Below are 17,533 nucleotides of genomic sequence, written 5' to 3'. Positions count from 1 at the left end.
GGTGCTTTGCATTTTTGCAAAGCGATGACGCATATTTGTCTATTGTCATGGCAAATCTGCAAAGCTAGGATGCAGGCTGCACCGGTTCGAACCGGTCCCGTATTCACAGGAGACAAACCCCCATGGACGCCACCACCACCCCCTCGACCCAGGTCGCCACCGTCAAGCTGCTCATCGGCGGCAAGTTCGTCGAATCGAAGACCACCGAATGGCGCGACGTCGTCAACCCGGCCACGCAGCAGGTGCTGGCCCGCGTGCCCTTCGCCACGCAAGCCGAACTCGACGCCGCCGTGGCCTCCGCCAAGGAAGCCTTCAAGACCTGGCGCAAGACGCCCCTGGGCGCGCGCGCCCGCATCTTCCTGAAGCTACAGCAGCTCATCCGCGAGAACATGGGCGAGCTGGCCGCGATCCTCACGGCCGAGCAGGGCAAGACGCTGCCGGACGCCGAGGGCGACGTGTTCCGCGGCCTCGAAGTGGTCGAGCACGCCTCGAACATCGGCAACCTGCAACTGGGCGAGCTGGCCAACAACGTGGCCAACGGCGTCGACACCTACACGCTGCTGCAGCCGCTGGGCGTGTGCGCCGGCATCACGCCGTTCAACTTCCCCGCGATGATCCCGCTGTGGATGTTCCCGATGGCCATCGTCACCGGCAACACCTTCGTGCTCAAGCCCTCCGAGCAGGACCCGATGGTCACGATGCGCCTGTGCGAACTGGCGCTCGAAGCCGGCGTGCCGCCCGGCGTGCTGAACGTGGTGCACGGCGGCGAAGCCGTCGTCAACGGCATCTGCGACCACAAGGACATCAAGGCGATCAGCTTCGTCGGCTCGACCAAGGTCGGCACGCACGTCTACAACCGCGCCACGCTGGCCGGCAAGCGCGCGCAATGCATGATGGGCGCGAAGAACCACGCCATCGTGATGCCCGACGCCAACAAGGAGCAGACGCTCAACGCACTGGCCGGTGCGAGCTTCGGTGCGGCGGGCCAGCGCTGCATGGCCGTGTCGGTCGCGGTGCTGGTGGGCGAGGCGCGCAACTGGGTGCCCGAACTCATCGAGAAGGCCAAGACGCTGAAGATCGGCGCGGGCACTGAAAAGGGCGTGGACGTGGGCCCGCTCGTTTCGTGCGCAGCGTACGACCGCGTGAACAGCCTGATCGAACGCGGCGAAGCCGACGGCGCCAAGCTCGTGCTCGACGGCCGCAAGCCCACCGTGCCCGGCTACGAGAAGGGCAACTTCGTCGGCCCGACGATCTTCACCGGCGTGAAGCCCGGCATGACGATCTACGAACAGGAAGTGTTCGGCCCCGTGCTGTGCATCGCCGACGCGGAGACCATCGACGAGGCCATCGACCTGATCAACAGCAACCCGAACGGCAACGGCACGGCGATCTTCACGCAGTCGGGCGCCGCGGCGCGTCGCTTCCAGGAAGACATCGACGTGGGCCAGGTCGGCATCAACGTGCCGATCCCGGTGCCGGTCCCGATGTTCTCGTTCACCGGTTCGCGCGCCTCCAAGCTCGGCGACCTGGGCCCGTACGGCAAGCAGGTCATCATGTTCTACACGCAGACCAAGACCGTGACGGCACGCTGGTTCGACGACAGCACCGTCTCGCACGGCGTCAACACCACGATCAGCCTCAAGTGAGGCAGGGGCTTCGCGTCGCAGCCTGGCCCGCCGCGGCGGCGCTTGCCCTGCTGGCCGGCGGGGCGCAGGCGGCCGGCTCCGACGAGCCGGTCGACTGCAACCCCAACGGCAACCAGCAGCAGATGAACGACTGCGCGCTGCGCGATTTCCGCGCGGCCGACGCCGAGCTCAACATCCGCTACGGCGAGGTGATGAAGACGCTCTCGCCTCAGATGCGCGTCGCGCTGCGCACCGAGCAGCGGACCTGGCTCAAGGGCCGCGACCCCGGGTGCAAGCGGGCCGCGAAGGCGAACGAAGGCGGCTCGATCTGGCCGCTGGTGTTCAACGCGTGCCTGGAAAAATCGACCCGCAAACGCACCGCCGAACTGGACCTCTGGAAGGGTCGTCAACCATGAATTTCGAACTGTCCGAAGAACAGAACGCCTTTGCACAGACCGCGCGCGATTTCGCGCAGGCCGAGTTCGCACCGCATGCCGCGCAGTGGGACGCCGAGGCGGTCTTTCCGCGCGAGGCCATCGCCAAGGCCGGCGAGCTGGGCTTTTGCGGCCTGTACGCGCCCGAGCGCATCGGCGGCCTGGGCCTGCCGCGGCTCGACTCGGCGCTGGTGTTCGAGGAAATGGCCGCGGTCGACCCGTCGACCACGGCCTTCATCACGATCCACAACATGGCGACGTGGATGCTCGGCACCTGGGCCACCGACGCCGTGGCGCAGCAGTGGGGCGAAGACCTCACGAGCGGGCGCAAGCTGGCGTCGTACTGCCTGACCGAGCCGGGCGCGGGCTCCGACGCGGGTTCGCTGAAGACGCGCGCCGAGCTGCAGGGCGCCGAATACGTCATCAACGGCGGCAAGGCCTTCATCTCCGGCGCCGGCTCGACCGACGTGCTGGTGCTCATGGCCCGCACGGGCGGCGCGGGTGCCAGCGGCATCTCGGCCTTCGCGGTGCCGGCCGATGCGCCCGGCGTGAGCTACGGCAAGAAGGAGCACAAGATGGGCTGGAACAGCCAGCCCACGCGCACCATCAACTTCGACAACGTGCGCGTGCCGGCGCAGAACCTGCTGGGCAAGGAAGGCGAGGGCTTTCGCATCGCCATGAAGGGCCTGGACGGCGGGCGCATCAACATCGCGACCTGCTCGGTGGGCGCGGCGCAGGGCGCGCTCGACGCGGCGCGCCGCTACCTGCACGAGCGCCAGCAGTTCGGCAAGCCGATCGCGAGCTTCCAGGCGCTGCAGTTCAAGCTGGCCGACATGGCGACCGAGCTGGTCGCCGCGCGGCAGATGGTGCGGCTGGCCGCCAGCAAGCTCGACGCGGGCCATGCGGACGCGAGCACCTATTGCGCCATGGCCAAGCGCTTCGCGACCGACGCGGGCTTCAATGTCTGCAACGACGCGCTGCAACTGCACGGCGGCTACGGCTACCTCAGCGAGTTCCCGCTCGAGCGCCTGGTGCGCGACACGCGCGTGCACCAGATCCTCGAAGGCACCAACGAAATCATGCGCGTCATCGTTGCGCGAAAATTGCTGGAAGGCGACAGCGACATCCGCTGACCCCGCCGCACCCAGGACCTGAAAACAATGACCGACAACGTAGTTCTCTTCAACGAAATCAAGACCGCCGGCGGCCAGCGTTTTGCCGTGGCCACGCTCAATGCGCCGGCCTCGCTCAACGCGCTGTCCGTGGACATGGTGCGCCTGCTCACGCCCAAGCTGCGCGAGTGGGCAGCCGACGCCGGCATCATCGGTGTGCTGCTCGACGCGGCGGGCGAGAAAGCCTTCTGCGCCGGCGGCGACCTGCGCCAGCTGTACCAGACGCTGCTCGACTGCGGCCCCGAACGCAACACCTACGCCGAAGACTTCTTCCGCGAGGAGTACGAGCTCGACCACCTGATCCACACCTTCCCCAAGCCCTTCCTGTGCTGGGGCCACGGCATCGTGATGGGTGGCGGCGTGGGCCTGCTGGCGGGCGCCTCGCACCGCGTGATGACGCTGCAAAGCCGCATCGCCATGCCCGAGATCAACATCGGCCTGTACCCCGACGTGGGCGGCAGCTGGTTCCTGCGCCGCACACCGGGCCGCACGGGCCTGTTCCTGGCGCTCACGGCCGCCAACATCAACGCGCACGACACCATCTTCTGCGGCCTGGCCGACGTGCTCGTGCCGCAGGAGCGCAAGGGCGCGGTGATCGAGGCCATCGCGTCCACGCAGTGGGCCGGCGGCGACGCCAAGGCCGACCGCGCCACGCTGTCGCGCATCCTCGCCAAGGCGGGCGAGGGCGCCGAAATGCCCGCCTCGAAGGTGCGCGAGCACTACGACACGATCAACGCGCTGATGTCCGGCGACGACCTGCTCGACATTGCCAGGCGTCTGCGCGACGTGCAAAGCGACGACGCCTGGCTGCAGACCGCTTCGAAGACCTTCACCAAGGGCGCGCCGAGCTCCATCGCGCTGAGCTTCGAGCTCTGGCAGCGCGTGCCGCGCATGTCGCTGGCCGAGGTGTTCCGTCTCGAGTACTGGGCCTCGCTGGGCTTCTGCGCGAACAAGGATTTCGCCGAAGGCATCCGCGCCGTGCTGGTCGACAAGGACCGCAACCCGCGCTGGAACCCCGCCACGCTCGAAGAGATCACGCCGGCCTTCGTCGACGACCACCTGCGTCCGCGCGGCGAGATGCCGGCGGAACTGGCCTCGCTGACCTGACCGGCCCCATTCCCTGCACAGAACAACGGAGACAAGACACATGAAGATCGCATTCATCGGCCTGGGCAACATGGGCGGCCCGATGGCCCTGAACCTGCACAAGGCAGGCCACACGCTCAGCGCCTTCGACCTCTCGGCCGAAGCCTGCAAGAAGTTCGCTGCCGAAGGCCTGCCGATCGCCAAGTCGGCCGCCGAGACCGTGGCCGGCGCCGAGGTGGTGATCAGCATGCTGCCCGCCAGTGCGCATGTCGAGGGCCTGTTCCTCGGCGGCGCCGGCAAGCCCGGCCTGCTCGACAGCATCCAGGCCGGCACGCTCGTGATCGACAGCAGCACCATCGCCGCCGCCACCTCGCGCAAGGTGGCCGAGGCCGCCGCCGCCAAGGGCGTCGCGATGATCGACGCGCCCGTGTCGGGTGGCACCGGCGGCGCCATTGCCGGCACGCTGACCTTCATGGTCGGCGGCGACACCAAAGACCTGGAGCGTGCGCGCCCGGTGCTCGAGAAGATGGGCGCCAACATCTTCCACGCCGGCGCGGCCGGTGCGGGCCAGACCGCCAAGATCTGCAACAACATGCTGCTCGGCATCTTGATGATCGGCACCTCGGAGGCGCTCGCGCTGGGCGTGGCCAACGGGCTCGACCCGAAGGTGCTGTCCGAAATCATGCGCCGCAGCTCGGGTGGCAACTGGGCGCTCGAGAAGTACAACCCCGTGCCCGGCGTGATGGAAGCCGCGCCGGCCTCGAAGAACTACGCCGGCGGCTTCGGCACCGACCTGATGCTCAAGGACCTGGGCCTGGCGCAGGAAAACGCCACCGCCGTGCGCGCGGCCACGCCGCTGGGCGGCCTGGCGCGCAGCCTGTACGCGGCGCACAGCCTTGCGGGCCACGGCGCGCTCGATTTCTCGAGCGTGCTGAAGCTGGTTCAGAAAGCCGGCTGAACGGCGCGCCGGCCGCGCCGCGCCATCGCGAGCAGCAGGCCGGCCGCCACGAGGTTGGCGCCGATCGCCACGAGGATCGGCAGCAGGTAGCTGCGCGTGAGGTCGAAGGCGAAGCCCGCGGCGCTCGGCCCGATCAGCGTGCCGATGGCCACGCTGGTGTACAGGATGCCGATGATCGCGCCGATGTGGCGCCCGCCGAACCAGTCCATCACCAGCGCGGGCAGCAGCGCCACGAAGCCGCCGTAGAACACGCCGTAGGCGAAGGCGAACAGGGCCAGCCCCCAGAACCCGCCCGACACGGCCCACACCACCAGCGACAACGCCATGCCCGCCGACATCAGCGGCAGCGCATGGTCGCGGCCCATGCGGTCGGCCAGCCCGCCCAGGAAGAAGCGGCCCGCCGTGCTGCCCACGCCGATCGCGCCGAGCAGCAGCACCGCCGACGATGCGGCCACGCCGTGGTCGAGCGCGTAAGGCACCAGGTGCACGAAGGGCACGAACAAGCCGAACGAGCTGATGAGGCAGGCCGCGTACAGCCCCGCGAAACGGCCTGAGCCCACGGCCTCGCGCACCGAGGCGCCGGGCGGCAGCGCGGTGGAAGCCTGCGCCTGCGGTGGATCGCCATCAGGTCCGAGGCCGTGTGCGCGCGGATCGTTCTCGACCAGGAGCGCCATGCCCACGCCCACCACGGCCGCGAGCACGCCGAGCGCCAGGTAGGCGTCGCGCCAGCCCAGCGTGTCGATGAACCACGAGGCCAGCGGCGGCATCGCCAGCGTGCCCACGCCGATGCCGCTCACGGCGAGCCCGGAGGCGAAGCCGCGCTGGCGCACGAACCAGCGCTGCACCGCGCCCAGCACCGGCACGTACGAAGCACCCACGCCAAGGCCGACACCGAGCCCGTAGGCCCAGAAGATCTGCGTCAGGCTGCGCGCCTGCCCCGCGAGCACCAGCCCGAGGCCGACCAGCACCATGCCCGCGACCGCCAGCCGCCGCGCGCCCCAGCGGTCGGCGAGCGGACCGCTGAACACGCCGAGCCCGAAGTACAGGAAGCCCGCGAGCGAGAACACCAGCGACACCTCGCCGCGCGAGGCGCCGAAGTCGCGCTGCAGCGCATCGAGGAACGCGCTGAAGGTGTAGGCGCAGCCGAAGCCCACGAACATGACGGCGAAGGCGCCGGCGACCACGAGCCAGCCGTGGAAGAAGCGGTGGCGTGGCGCGGCGGGGGAGTCGGGCGTGTTCGGCGATGTCATGGGGCGATCCGTGGTGGTGGTCGATCTTCAGGCCGTGCACCACCACGCACTGGCCGGATTCGGACGTGATCCTCCCGCCCTCGGGTTCACAGCAATTCGATCCCCGGCAGGCTCTTGAAGCAGCTCTCGCGCGTGACGCGCACGAAGTCGTCCAGCCAGGGCCGCGCCGACGTGGCCTGCGTGCAGGCCATGTACAGCCGCCCCGTCAGGCCCCGGGCGCCCACGCGGCGCGCCGTGACGTAGCCGCGGTCGAGGTAATTCTGCACCGCCCACAGCGGCAGCGTGGCCACGCCGCGTCCGCTGGCCACCAGCTGCAGCATCGCCACCGTGAGTTCGGTCGTGCGCCGGTGCGCGGGCTCGACGCCGGCGGGCGCCAGCACCTGGCGCACGATGTCGAGCATCTCGTCGGGCACGGGGTAGGTGATGAGCGTCTGGTCGGCGAAGTGCCGGGCCGTGAGATGCGCCTTGGCCGTCAGCGCATGGTCGTTGGCCAGCAGCGCCACGATCTCGAAGCGGAACAGCGCGTGGTAGTCGACCGTTTCATCGGGGTCCTGCTCGGAGACGATCGCCACCTCGGCGCGGTTCTGCATCACCAGCGCGATCGGGTCGGGGTGGAAGCCCGAGACGATGTCCAGCTCGATCTCGGGCCAGCGCTGGCGAAAGGCGTCCATCGCGGGCATCAGCCAGTCGAAGCAGGTGTGGCACTCGACCACGATGCGCAGCTGTCCGCTGCGCCCCAGCGCGAGCCGCGCCACGTCGCGCTCGGCCTCTTCGACGAGCGGCAGCGCGGTGTCGGCCAGCTGCAACAACCGTAGCCCCGTGGTGCTGAACTGCGGCGGCACCGACTTGCGCTCGAAGAGCTGGGCGCCGTAGCGCTCTTCGAGCAGCTTGATCTGGTGCGACAGCGCCGACTGCGTGAGGTTGAGCAGCTGCGCCGCGCGCACCAGGCTGCCGGTGTCGCGCAACGCGGCCAGCGTGCGCAGGTGGCGGATCTCGAGGATGGACTGCATCATGAAAATGATTCAAGCGAACGGGCAAAAGGTTTCGTTTGAATCATATGCGCCAAACGCCGAGGATCACCGGTTTCCAAGACCAGCGACCGGATTACCTGCAATGACCACCCGTACCCACATCCTCGGCTTTCCGCGCATGGGCGCCCACCGGGAACTCAAGTTCGCCCTCGAGAAGCACTGGCGCGGCGAAACCGGCCATGCCGCGCTCGAAGCCGTCGGCGAGGCGCTGCGCGCGCGCCACTGGCAGGCGCAGCGCGACGCGGGGCTCGACTTCGTGACCGTGGGCGACTTCGCCTTCTACGACCACGTGGCCAACCACATCCAGCTGCTGGGCTGCGAGCCGGCGCGCTTCGGTTTCAGCGGCGACGAGCCCGAGCTGTCGCGCTACTTCAAGATGGCGCGCGGCGTGGAAGACGAAGCGGGCCATGTGCACGACGACAGCTGCACCCACGGCGCCGAAGGCACCTTCGCGCTCGAGATGACCAAGTGGTTCGACACCAACTACCACTACCTCGTGCCCGAGTTCGATGCGGCCACGCAGTTCAGGCTCGCGTCCACGCGCCTGTTCGACGAGGTCGCGCAGGCGCAGCAGGCCGGCCACGTGGTCAAGGCCGTGCTGCTCGGGCCGCTGAGCTTCCTGTACCTGGGCAAGGAAAAGGCGGCTGGCTTCAACCGCTTCTCGCTGCTCGAATCGCTGCTGCCCGTGTACGAGCAGGTGCTCGGCCGGCTCAAGCAGCAGGGCGTGGAATGGGTGCAGATCGATGAGCCGATCCTCGGCCTCGACCTGCCCGAAGCCTGGCGCAACGCCTTCGAGCGCGTGTACTGGCAGATCGCGCGCAATGCGCCGAAGCTGCTGCTGGCGAGCTACTTCTCGCCGCTGTCCGAGAACCTGCGCCTGGCCTGCCAGCTGCCCGTGGCCGGCCTGCACGTCGATGCCGTGCGCGCGCCGCAAGAGCTGACCGGCGTGGCCGACTGGCTGCCGGCGCACAAGGTGCTGTCGGTCGGCGTGGTCGACGGCCGCAACATCTGGCGCACCGACGTCGATGTGGCGTTGGGCAAGCTCAGGCCCGTGGCCGAGAAGCACCAGGGCGAGCTGTGGATCGCGCCGTCGTGCTCGCTGCTGCATGTGCCGTTCAGCCTCGCGGCCGAGACGAAGTTCGACACCGAACTGAAATCGTGGCTCGCCTTCGCGATCGAGAAGCTCGATGAGCTGCGCGTGCTGCGTGCCGCCGTCGAGGGCAACGAAGCCTCCGTGGCCGCCGATCTCACGGCCGCCCGCGCCGCCGTGGCCGCGCGCCGCGCCAGCCCGCGCGTGCACCGCGCCGACGTGGCGCTGCGCCTGGCACGCAGCGTGGCCGGCGACGACCGCCGCGCGTCCGCTTTCCCGCAGCGCCAGCAGCTGCAGCGCACGCGCTTCGCGCTGCCCGCGCTGCCGACCACCACCATCGGCTCGTTCCCGCAGACCGCCGAGATCCGCGCAGCCCGCGCCGCCTTCAAGCGCGGCGAGCTCGATGCCCCTGGCTACCGAGAAAAGATGCGCGCCGAGATCGCACTGGCCGTGCGCAAGCAGGAAGAACTGGGCATCGACGTGCTGGTGCATGGCGAGGCCGAGCGCAACGACATGGTCGAGTACTTCGGCGAGCAGCTCGACGGTTTCGCCTTCACCGCCAACGGCTGGGTGCAGTCGTACGGCTCGCGCTGCGTGAAGCCGCCGGTGATCTTCGGCGACGTGGCGCGCCCGGCCGCGATGACGGTCGAGTGGACCGCCTATGCGCAGAGCCTTACCAAGTTGCCGATGAAGGGCATGCTGACCGGCCCCGTGACCATCCTGCAGTGGTCCTTCGTGCGCGACGACCAGCCGCGCGCCACGACCTGCGAGCAGATCGCGTGGGCGATCCGCGACGAGGTGAACGACCTCGAGGGCGCGGGCATCGGCATCATCCAGATCGACGAACCCGCCATCCGCGAAGGCCTGCCGCTGCGCCGCGCGGGCTGGCCGGCGTACCTGAAGGCGGCCACGCGCGCCTTCCGCATCAGCGCCTCGGGCGTGCGCGACCAGACGCAGATCCACACCCACATGTGCTATTCGGAGTTCAACGACATCCTGCCGGAGATCGCCGCGATGGACGCCGACGTGATCACCATCGAGACCAGCCGCTCGGACATGGAGCTGCTGCGCGGCTTCGGCGGGGAGGGCGGCTTTCGCTACCCGAACGAGATCGGCCCCGGCGTGTACGACATCCACTCGCCGCGCGTGCCCTCGGTCGACGAGATCGTGCGCCTCATGCGCAAGGCCGCGCAGGTGGTGCCGGGCGAGAACCTCTGGATCAACCCCGACTGCGGCCTCAAGACCCGCGGCTGGCCCGAGACCGAGGCGGCGCTGTCGAACATGGTGGCGGCCGCGAAGCTGCTGCGCGGGGAGCTGGCGCAGGCCTGATGAAGGGCGCGGGATCGCGGCGTGCCAATAATGCGGGATGTCCTTGCTGTCCCGCCTGTCGCCGTCCCGTTGCCTCTTGTTGCTGTCGTTGCTCCTTGCCCCCTTGACGGGGTGGACGCAGGACCGCGCGCAGGCCCTGCTCCAGTTCGAGGGCGTGCAGGCGCGCTACCAGAACGCCTACGGCCCCGGCGCCGTGTCGCGCGGTGCGCGCGAGCTGCTGGAACCGCCTGACCTCGCCATCGCCGACAAGGCGCTGCAGTCGCTCGACGTGGCGGCCGGCCGCGCCTTCGACGTGAACGCCTCGGTGGCCGCGATCCGTCAGGACGTGGCGGCGGCCGGGCAGGGCGCCGCCGCGCCGGGGGCCCCCGTGCTGGAGGCCGTGGCACGCCTGGCGAAGCTGCGCGCCGACTACGCCGCGATGGACGAGCCCGCCAAGGTGACCTTCTTCCACCAGCAGCACGCGCGGCCGGCCGATCCGGCGCGCGTCGAGCTGCTGTCGCGCATGACGGTGGCCGAGACGCGCGAGATCGATTTCTCGAGCCAGTTGCTCATGAGCGCGGTGGTCAAGCAGCTGGCGCGCGGGAATGCCGGGCAGTTCAGTTCGTTGCCCGACCGCACGCTCGACACCGCGCTCGACTCGCTCTGGTCGCGCGGCGTCACCTCGCCGCGACCGCGCAACCTGATGACCGTGGCGCGCGAGTTCGAAAAGCTGGTCACGCAGGCGCTGTTGCTGGCGCTGCCCGACGCCGACGTGGCCGCCTTGCTCGCCTGGCGCAACGAACCGCAGGCCGCCGCCGAGCGTGAGGCGCTGCTCGGCAGCTACCGCGCCGAGGTCAAGGGCAGCGGCGCGGTCGCCATCCGCACGCTGGTGCGCAGCTGGGGGCGTCCCTGAGACTTGACGAAAGCGCGCCAAAGTTTGCAAACTCGGGGGCATTTGTACGAAAAAGTTTCACGCGAACCCCGCATGTCGGAAAGTTCCCCGTGATTGTTTCAATTCCGTGAACACTGCGATTCAGATTGACTGGGGTTTACCCTAGGAATTTGGCGCACACTTCAGGGCATCCAAAGCCCGATCAAGAAGGAATTGAAATGAAGACCTCGAACATCCTCGCCGCCGCCGCTCTCTCCCTGCTCGCCGCCGCTGGCGCCGCCCACGCAGAGACCTACGAAGGCGTTCATGCCGTGACCTCCGGCTACAGCCGTGCCGACGTGGCACCGCAAGCCGTGGCCGCCGCCCGTGCCGGCAACGAATACAGCGACGCCGTGTCGGCCAGCGTGGCCCCCGTGCTGGCCTCGTCGGTGGACCGCGCCTCGGTCCGCGCCGAAGCCGTGGCAGCCGCCCACGCTCCCGGCCAGAACCTGCGCCGCGAATCCTTCGCCGGCAGCGTGATCCCCTCGCAGGCACGCAGCTTCACGCGCCAGGCTGGCCTGTGATCGACGGCGGCGCAAGCCGCCTCGGTTGAAAGAGACCACCACCCGAAAAGACCGGACCGTGCAACTGCACCGTCCGGTTTTTTCATGCCTGCTCAGGCGCGGCGGTGGTCGCGATGGCAATGGCAGTCGGGTGCGTGGTCGTCGACGATGCCCGTGGCCTGCATCCAGGCATAGACGATCACCGGGCCGACAAACTTGAAGCCGCGCTGCTTCAGCGCCTTGGACATCGCTTCGGACAGCGGCGTCTGCGTGGGCACGGTGCCCGAGGTGTTGACGACCGGCTGGCCGCCCGCCAGGCCCCAGACGAAATCAGAGAAATCTTCGCCCGCCGCCTGCATGGCCAGGTAGGCCTTGGCATTGCCGATGGCGGCCTCGATCTTGGCGCGCGAGCGCACGATGCCCGCGTTTTGCATCAAGCGCTCGACGTCGGCCGGCGTGAAGCGCGCCACCGTCTCGGGCACGAAACCCTCGAAGGCCGCGCGGAAGGCGTCGCGCTTGCGCAGGATGGTGAGCCACGACAGGCCGGCCTGGAAGCCGTCGAGCATCAGCTTTTCCCACAGCGCGCGGCTGTCGCGTTCGGGCACGCCCCATTCGGCGTCGTGGTAGCTGGCCAGCAGCGGATCGGTGCGGGCCCAGGCGCATCGCAGGGGCGAGGAAAGGCTGTCGTCGTGAGGCATGGCTCGGCTATCGTCGGGGAATGTTTTCGAAATGAGGGGGTGACCCTGATGCAGCAGTCTCGTTTTTCATTGTCGGCGCTTTCGCTGGCTCTCATGGCGCTCGCCGTCGTTGTCCCGGCCGGTGCCGAGACCCTCAAGAAGCCCGCGCTCGACCAGCTCGCCGCCGCCTGGAAGGGCGGCCGCACGGCGCCCGATTTCAAGGCTTTCCTGGCACAAGCGGCGCAGGCCCAGCCCGCGCTGCAGCCCAGCGTGGCGGTCTACACCGGCGGCAAGGCGCTGGCGGGCGACGACCTCGTCAACATCGCGCGCCTGCTCGGCCTGTACAACCGGCTGCAGAACCAGCAGGCCGTGATCGCCAGCATCGGCACCATGGTCGCCTTGCCCACCGTGCGCAACGTGCAGGTGCCGCCGCACGAGAGCCCGCCGATGGTCGCGTTCGGCCAGCTGGTCGAGAAGATGGCGAAAGATTTCGGGCTGGGCTACCGCAACGTCGACGGCCGTATCTTCGAAGTGAGCCTCAAGGGCCGCGGCAGCGAGGAGTTCGGCATCCTCACGCACGCTGACGTGGTGCCGGCCGTGCTGTCCGAATGGGTGCTCGAGGACGGCACGCGCCTGGACCCCTTCGCGATGACGCGCGTGGGCGACTTCCTCTACGGGCGCGGCACCATCGACGACAAGGGCTCCATCGCCGCCGTGCTCTACGCCATGAAGGCCGTGAAGGACAGCGGCCTGCCGGTGGAGCGCGGCGTGCGCCTGATGATCGAGACCACCGAGGAAACCGGCGGCGACGCGATGCAGTACTACCGCGACAAGACGCCGCTGCCGGCCTACAACATCGTGCTCGACAGCAAGTACCCCGCGGTCGTGGCCGAGAAGGGCTCGGGCGCGCTCAAGGTGTTCTTCCCCGCGGAAGCGGCCGACCCCGCCGCGACGGCCATCACCGCGATGAGCGGTGCGGCCTCGGCCAACGCCATTCCGCAGACCGCGACGGCCACGCTCAAGGGCGGCGACCTCGCGGCCGTGGCCGCGAAGCTCGAGGCCGCCAAGGCCGCCTTCGTGCGCAAGTACGAAGGCCAGGGCGGCAAGTTCGCCATCGACATCGTGCGCGGCGCCGAAGCCGTCGAGCTGAAGGTCACGGGCACCTCGGCCCACGGCTCGCGGCCCGAAGAGGGCGTGAACCCCGTGCCGCGCCTGGCGCTGTTCCTGAAGGAGTCCGGCGTGCCGCTGGCCGCGAACCCCTACCTGCGCGCCGTGCAGTACATCGACGCGCTCTACGGCACCGGCTACCTCGGCGAGAAGATGGGGCTGGGCTACCAGGACGACTTCATGGGCCCGCTCACGATGTCGCCCACGCTGGTGCGCATGGGCGCCGACGGCCGCCTCGAGGTGACGGCCAACGTGCGCATGCCGCGCGGCCGCACGCCGGACGAACTGAAGACGCAGGTGGCAGCCAAGGTCAACGGCTGGGCCACGGCCAGCCAGGTGAAGCTCGAGCTGGCCTACGACCAGGGCAACTGGATGGCGCGCGATCCGAAGGGCGCATGGCTCTCGACCCTGCTCAACATCTTCGGCGACACCACCGGCCTCGAAGCCAAGCCCGTGCCCACCGCCGGCAGCACCACGGCCAAGCTGATGCCCAATGCGATCAACTTCGGCCCCGCGATGCCCGGCAAGAAATACACGGCGCACAACGCGAAGGAATACAAGGAGGTGCCCGACCTCGACGCCGACATGCAGATGTTCACCGAGATGCTGGTGCGCATCGGCAACCTGCAGCAGATGCAGTAGCGGCCGGCGCTGGGGCGCGACGCGTCAGGATTTCGATTTCGCCAGGGGCACCAGGGGTGCCCCGTTCTTCGTCTTGGCCTGGATCTCGGCGATGGTGCGCCGCATCGCGACGAAGCGTTTGGCGGAGCTCGGCGGGGTGCTCATGAAGCCCTTCTTCTTCGCGCCTGCCGTGTGCACCCCGAGCTCGCGCCAGATCCGTTCGGCGCCGTCGATGTCGTAGCCCGCGGTGGCCACCATGTAGAGGCCGAGGTAGTCGGCCTCGGCGTCGAACTGCTGCGAGAAGGGCGACGACAGCGCCTCTTGCGCCAGCCCGGTGCCGCCCAGCGCGCCATCCACGATGCCGGCCGCGATGCCCACCGCGCGCGTCTTGCCGCCATGCGACAGCACGCCGTTGGCCAGCTCGTGCCCCAGCACGATCGCGAGGTCGCGGTTGTCGGGAAAGAAGCGCATCAGCGCCGAGTTGACGACGATCTCGTGCCCGTCGTTGTCCGCATGGACCTCGTTCTTCATGCGCGTGACGGCGGTGTAGTTGCACGCCGTGGTGTATGGCAGGCGCAGCGCCGTCGACTGGCCCTCGCGCTGCACCACGGCCTCCAGCCAGCCTTCGCGTTTGGTGGGCTTGGTGCGCGCGGCGTCGATCAGCACCGCATTGAGCCGATCGATCCCTTTCTCACCCGCGGGCAGCGGCTTGCCGCCGACGGAAAGCAGCACGTCCCCGGCGCGCAGGGGCGTGGCCGGCGCCTGCTTCCGGTCGAGCGTCCACAGCACGGTCAGCCGGTCGTCCAGGTGCAGGGTCTGCTTCGCCGCCGCGCGTTCTTCCTTCTCGAAGCTCCACAGGCTGGCGACGTGCGCGCCCAGGCTGGCCCGCACGTCGCCACCGCAGAACGGCGCGCTGTGCTCCAGGAGCGGGATCGCCACGTCGTCGAGCCGGCGCTGCAGCGTCATGCGGTGGTTCAGCGACAGCGAGTGCTGCAGGGCCTGCTCCTGCACGACGTCGGGGTCATCGCTGGCCGGCCGGATGGAGGCGGCGCAGGCCGTGAGGACAAAGGTGGCCGCGATCGACGCGCAGGCCGGGAAGAAGGACGGGCGAGGGTTGTTCATTCGCTCAAGAGGTGCTGGGCATCGGTCGCATCCAGGCGCGGACGCGATGCCGGATGCCATCGAGGGAAGGGGAGTTGCCCGGTGGCGATGGCGACCGGGCGTTCCAGGCAAGGCGAGGTGCCGCGCCCGCTTGGCATTGTGGGAGCGCGAGCGCGCTCCAAGCTGAAGATCAGATGAAGGATCAGCCTGACTTGCGCGCGCGCAGCGTGGCAGAAGGCAGCTCGCCGAAGCGCTGCTGGTAGGCCGCGGCGAACAGGCCGAAATTGGCGTAGCCCCATGCCTGCGCCACCGAGCGCACCGTCGCGCCGGCGTCGGCCATCAGCAGCTCGGCGCGCACGCCCTGCAGGCGCTGCTCGCGCAGCGCGCGCATCGGCGTGGCCTGGCGGTATTCGCGAAAGGCGCTGTTCAGCGTGCGCACGCTGACGCCCGCCACGCTCGCCAGTTCGCCGAGCGTGGGCGCGTGCTGTGCGTGCTCGCGGATGTGGCGCTCGGCCGCCAGCACATGCCGCGGCGCCATGCGGTGCTGCACCGCCTCGGCCGGGTGCTCCAGCTGCGCGCGCCACTGGGTCAGCACATGCACGCCGATCATCTCTTCGAGGTGCCGCCCCAGCGGGCCGCTGTCGACCGCCTCGGGCAGCTCGGTGACGCAGCGGCACGCATACGACAGGAGTGCGATCCAACTCGACTGGGCGCCGCCGAACTTGAACTTGCGCGTCCACAGCCGCTCGTCGGCGGGTGCGCCGAACCAGCGCGCGTGCAGCGCGGCCAGCGCGTCGTGCGAGAAGCTGAGGTTGACCTGCAGGTGGTTGGCATCGAAGTCCACCCAGTAGTGCGTGCGCGAGGTGTCGACCACGAAGGCGTCGCCCACGCCGGTGTCGGCATAGGCGTTGGCTTCGGACCAGTGGCGGCCCGCGCCGCGCACGGTCGTCAGCACCATGCCGACGCCGCTGTCGGGCGAGAAGTCCTTGATGTTCACCGGAATGCCGTAGTGGAACCGGCTCAGCGTGAAGTGCCCGATGCGCGTGGCGTCGAGCACCGAATCGGGCGTGCGCGCCCGCCCGATGGGCGTGACGCGGTAGGGCATGTAGATGCGGTCCGACCAGCGCCGGATGTCGTCCCAGTCGTGCGAGGCCACCAGGCGGTGGCGCTCGCTCGGCTGCCCGCGGGCGTCGGTGACCAGCACGTTGCGGATCGCATCCATCGCGCACCTCGGTTCAGAAGGAAGAAGGTGCGCGCCCCGGGGCGCGCACCGCTCAGCGGCTCAACGGTGATGGTAAACCGCGGTCTCGAAAGCCACGAAGCCCGGGTAGCTCGCGCAGTCCTGGAAGGGCAGGATCTGCGTCGCCCAGTAGCCGCCGATGCCGCTCTCGCGGTCGATCCAGAAGAAGCTGTTGGCCAGGCCCGCCCACATCAGCGAGTTCGCGGCGCGGCCCGTGGGCGCGCGCTCGCGGTTGGTCATGAAGGTATAGGCCCAGCCCTTGTCGGTGCCGGGCAGGAACTCGCCCGTGTTGCTCAGCGACGGCACCGACGTGCGCCAGCCGCCCACCGACAAGTCCATGGCGGCCAGGCCGTCCTGCGCCATGCGCTGCACCGTGTCGGCCTTCAGCACGCGCCCGTGCGGCCCGGCGCCGTCGTTCAGCACCATGCGGATGAACTTCATGTACTCGCCCACGGTGGCATACAGGCCGTGGCCGCCCATGTCCATCGGCGGCGGCTCGGGCAGCACCAGCTCGGGCAGCGGCGTGAGCCGGCCGTCGGCCGCGCGGTCGTGGATGGTCACGCGGCGCGCCTTCATCGACTCGGACATCCCGAAGCCGATGTCCTGCATGCCCAGCGGCTCGAAGACGCGCTCCTTCATCACCTCGCCCAGGCGCTTGCCGCGCTGCTGCTCGACGATGCGGCCCAGCCAGTCGATGTTGGCGCCGTAGGTCCAGGCCGCGCCCGGCTCGTGCAGCAGCACGGTGCGGATCGATTCGAAGCTGCCCGACACCACCGTGGGAATGTTCAGCGCGGCGCGGTACTTCAGGTCGTCTTCGCTGAAGAACTCGTAGCCCAGGCCCGAGGTGTGCAGCATCAGGTCGTTGACCGTGATGCGTCGGCGCGGCGCGCGCGTGCGCGGCCGGCCGTCGGCATCGAAGCCGTCGAGCACCTGCAGTTCGTCGATCTCGGGCACGTAGGCGCCGGCCGGGTCGGTGAGCGAAATCTTGCCTTCCTCGACCAGCTGCATCACGCAGGTGCCTGTGATCGCCTTGGTGGTCGAGAAGATGGCGAACACGCTGTCGGTGGCCATCGGCCGGTCGAGCCCGAGTTCGCGCGTGCCGGCGGCGCCTTCGTAGAAATTGCCCGTGCGGTCGGTCGCCATCGCGACGACGCCGGGGGCGCCGCCGTGGCGGTGAACGGTCTGGTGCAGCGTTGCGTCGAGCGCGGTCTTCAGCCTGTGCGAGGTCATGCCTTCTTGTCTCCTGTGTGAGGAGGCCGGGCGTGTGTGAAGGGTTGCCTGCGCGCCGGCCTGCCATGCGAAATTCCGCAGGCAGCGGCAATCTAGGGCCGAGGGCTCA

General features: G+C 69.2%; 15 protein-coding genes. 9 read left to right on the top strand and 6 right to left on the bottom strand.

Annotation, left to right across the window (positions count from 1 at the left end; translation table 11 throughout):
* Positions 1 to 122: 122 nt before the first annotated feature.
* From FFI97_RS10190 to mmsB, 5 genes are read left to right on the top strand one after another with little or no spacing between them, the layout of a single operon-like run.
* Positions 123 to 1,646: a CoA-acylating methylmalonate-semialdehyde dehydrogenase gene (locus tag FFI97_RS10190; protein ID WP_095947476.1), complete on the top strand. Its 1,524-nt coding sequence runs from the start codon at positions 123 to 125 to the stop codon at positions 1,644 to 1,646.
* Positions 1,643 to 2,041 (top strand): lysozyme inhibitor LprI family protein, encoded by a 399-nt coding sequence (locus tag FFI97_RS10185; RefSeq protein WP_139705273.1) that lies wholly within the window; start codon positions 1,643 to 1,645, stop codon positions 2,039 to 2,041. The genes FFI97_RS10190 and FFI97_RS10185 overlap by 4 nt, the downstream gene beginning before the upstream one ends.
* Positions 2,038 to 3,192, top strand: a complete 1,155-nt coding sequence (locus FFI97_RS10180; protein ID WP_062476448.1) for an acyl-CoA dehydrogenase family protein — start codon at positions 2,038 to 2,040, stop codon at positions 3,190 to 3,192. Before FFI97_RS10185 ends, FFI97_RS10180 begins: the two co-directional genes overlap by 4 nt.
* Positions 3,193 to 3,219: 27 nt before the next feature.
* Entirely contained in the window at positions 3,220 to 4,338 is a 1,119-nt protein-coding gene (locus tag FFI97_RS10175) for an enoyl-CoA hydratase/isomerase family protein (protein ID WP_139705275.1), read from the top strand.
* 40 nt (positions 4,339 to 4,378) lie between these two features.
* On the top strand, positions 4,379 to 5,275 hold the full coding sequence (gene mmsB, locus FFI97_RS10170) for a 3-hydroxyisobutyrate dehydrogenase (RefSeq protein WP_070059330.1): 897 nt from the start codon (positions 4,379 to 4,381) through the stop codon (positions 5,273 to 5,275).
* Here mmsB and FFI97_RS10165 read toward each other — a convergent pair.
* Together FFI97_RS10165 and FFI97_RS10160 are read right to left on the bottom strand one after the other, a co-directional pair.
* A complete protein-coding gene (locus FFI97_RS10165) occupies positions 5,260 to 6,525 on the bottom strand; it encodes an MFS transporter (protein WP_144004419.1) in 1,266 nt (421 codons plus the stop codon). The genes mmsB and FFI97_RS10165 overlap by 16 nt on opposite strands.
* Positions 6,526 to 6,611: 86 nt before the next feature.
* Entirely contained in the window at positions 6,612 to 7,538 is a 927-nt protein-coding gene (locus tag FFI97_RS10160; protein WP_139706387.1) for a LysR family transcriptional regulator, read from the bottom strand.
* 100 nt (positions 7,539 to 7,638) lie between these two features.
* On the opposite strand from FFI97_RS10160, the gene metE reads away from it, so the two are divergent.
* From metE to FFI97_RS10145, 3 genes are all read left to right on the top strand, one after another.
* A complete protein-coding gene (gene metE, locus FFI97_RS10155; protein WP_139706385.1) occupies positions 7,639 to 9,975 on the top strand; it encodes a 5-methyltetrahydropteroyltriglutamate--homocysteine S-methyltransferase in 2,337 nt (778 codons plus the stop codon).
* Positions 9,976 to 10,078: 103 nt separating this feature from the next.
* Positions 10,079 to 10,867 (top strand): hypothetical protein, encoded by a 789-nt coding sequence (locus FFI97_RS10150; RefSeq protein ID WP_260684952.1) that lies wholly within the window; start codon positions 10,079 to 10,081, stop codon positions 10,865 to 10,867.
* A 197-nt stretch (positions 10,868 to 11,064) separates the two neighbouring features.
* Entirely contained in the window at positions 11,065 to 11,409 is a 345-nt protein-coding gene (locus FFI97_RS10145) for a hypothetical protein (protein WP_062481853.1), read from the top strand.
* Positions 11,410 to 11,501: 92 nt separating this feature from the next.
* Here the strand turns inward: FFI97_RS10145 and FFI97_RS10140 are convergent, their stop codons facing one another.
* The gene (locus FFI97_RS10140; protein WP_139706381.1) at positions 11,502 to 12,086 is read right to left on the bottom strand and encodes a DNA-3-methyladenine glycosylase I; all 585 of its coding nucleotides are present in this window, start codon (positions 12,084 to 12,086) and stop codon (positions 11,502 to 11,504) included.
* A 48-nt stretch (positions 12,087 to 12,134) separates the two neighbouring features.
* Between FFI97_RS10140 and FFI97_RS10135 the strand changes: the two genes are divergently transcribed.
* Entirely contained in the window at positions 12,135 to 13,874 is a 1,740-nt protein-coding gene (locus FFI97_RS10135; protein WP_409574623.1) for a dipeptidase, read from the top strand.
* Positions 13,875 to 13,898: 24 nt separating this feature from the next.
* On the opposite strand, the gene FFI97_RS10130 is transcribed toward FFI97_RS10135, so the two are convergent.
* The 3 genes from FFI97_RS10130 to FFI97_RS10120 all read right to left on the bottom strand — a co-directional run bounded on the left by FFI97_RS10130 (position 13,899) and on the right by FFI97_RS10120 (position 17,424).
* Positions 13,899 to 14,975 (bottom strand): M48 family metalloprotease, encoded by a 1,077-nt coding sequence (locus FFI97_RS10130; protein ID WP_185993590.1) that lies wholly within the window; start codon positions 14,973 to 14,975, stop codon positions 13,899 to 13,901.
* Between the two features lie 181 nt (positions 14,976 to 15,156).
* Positions 15,157 to 16,176: an AraC family transcriptional regulator gene (locus FFI97_RS10125; RefSeq protein WP_139706378.1), complete on the bottom strand. Its 1,020-nt coding sequence runs from the start codon at positions 16,174 to 16,176 to the stop codon at positions 15,157 to 15,159.
* 60 nt (positions 16,177 to 16,236) lie between these two features.
* On the bottom strand, positions 16,237 to 17,424 hold the full coding sequence (locus FFI97_RS10120) for a serine hydrolase domain-containing protein (RefSeq protein WP_139706376.1): 1,188 nt from the start codon (positions 17,422 to 17,424) through the stop codon (positions 16,237 to 16,239).
* Positions 17,425 to 17,533: the final 109 nt, after the last annotated feature.

Source organism: Variovorax sp. KBS0712 (assembly GCF_006323185.2).
Classification (GTDB): domain Bacteria; phylum Pseudomonadota; class Gammaproteobacteria; order Burkholderiales; family Burkholderiaceae_C; genus Variovorax; species Variovorax boronicumulans.
Note: the sequence above shows the minus strand (reverse complement) of the source record. Positions and strands in the feature narration are given on the sequence as shown.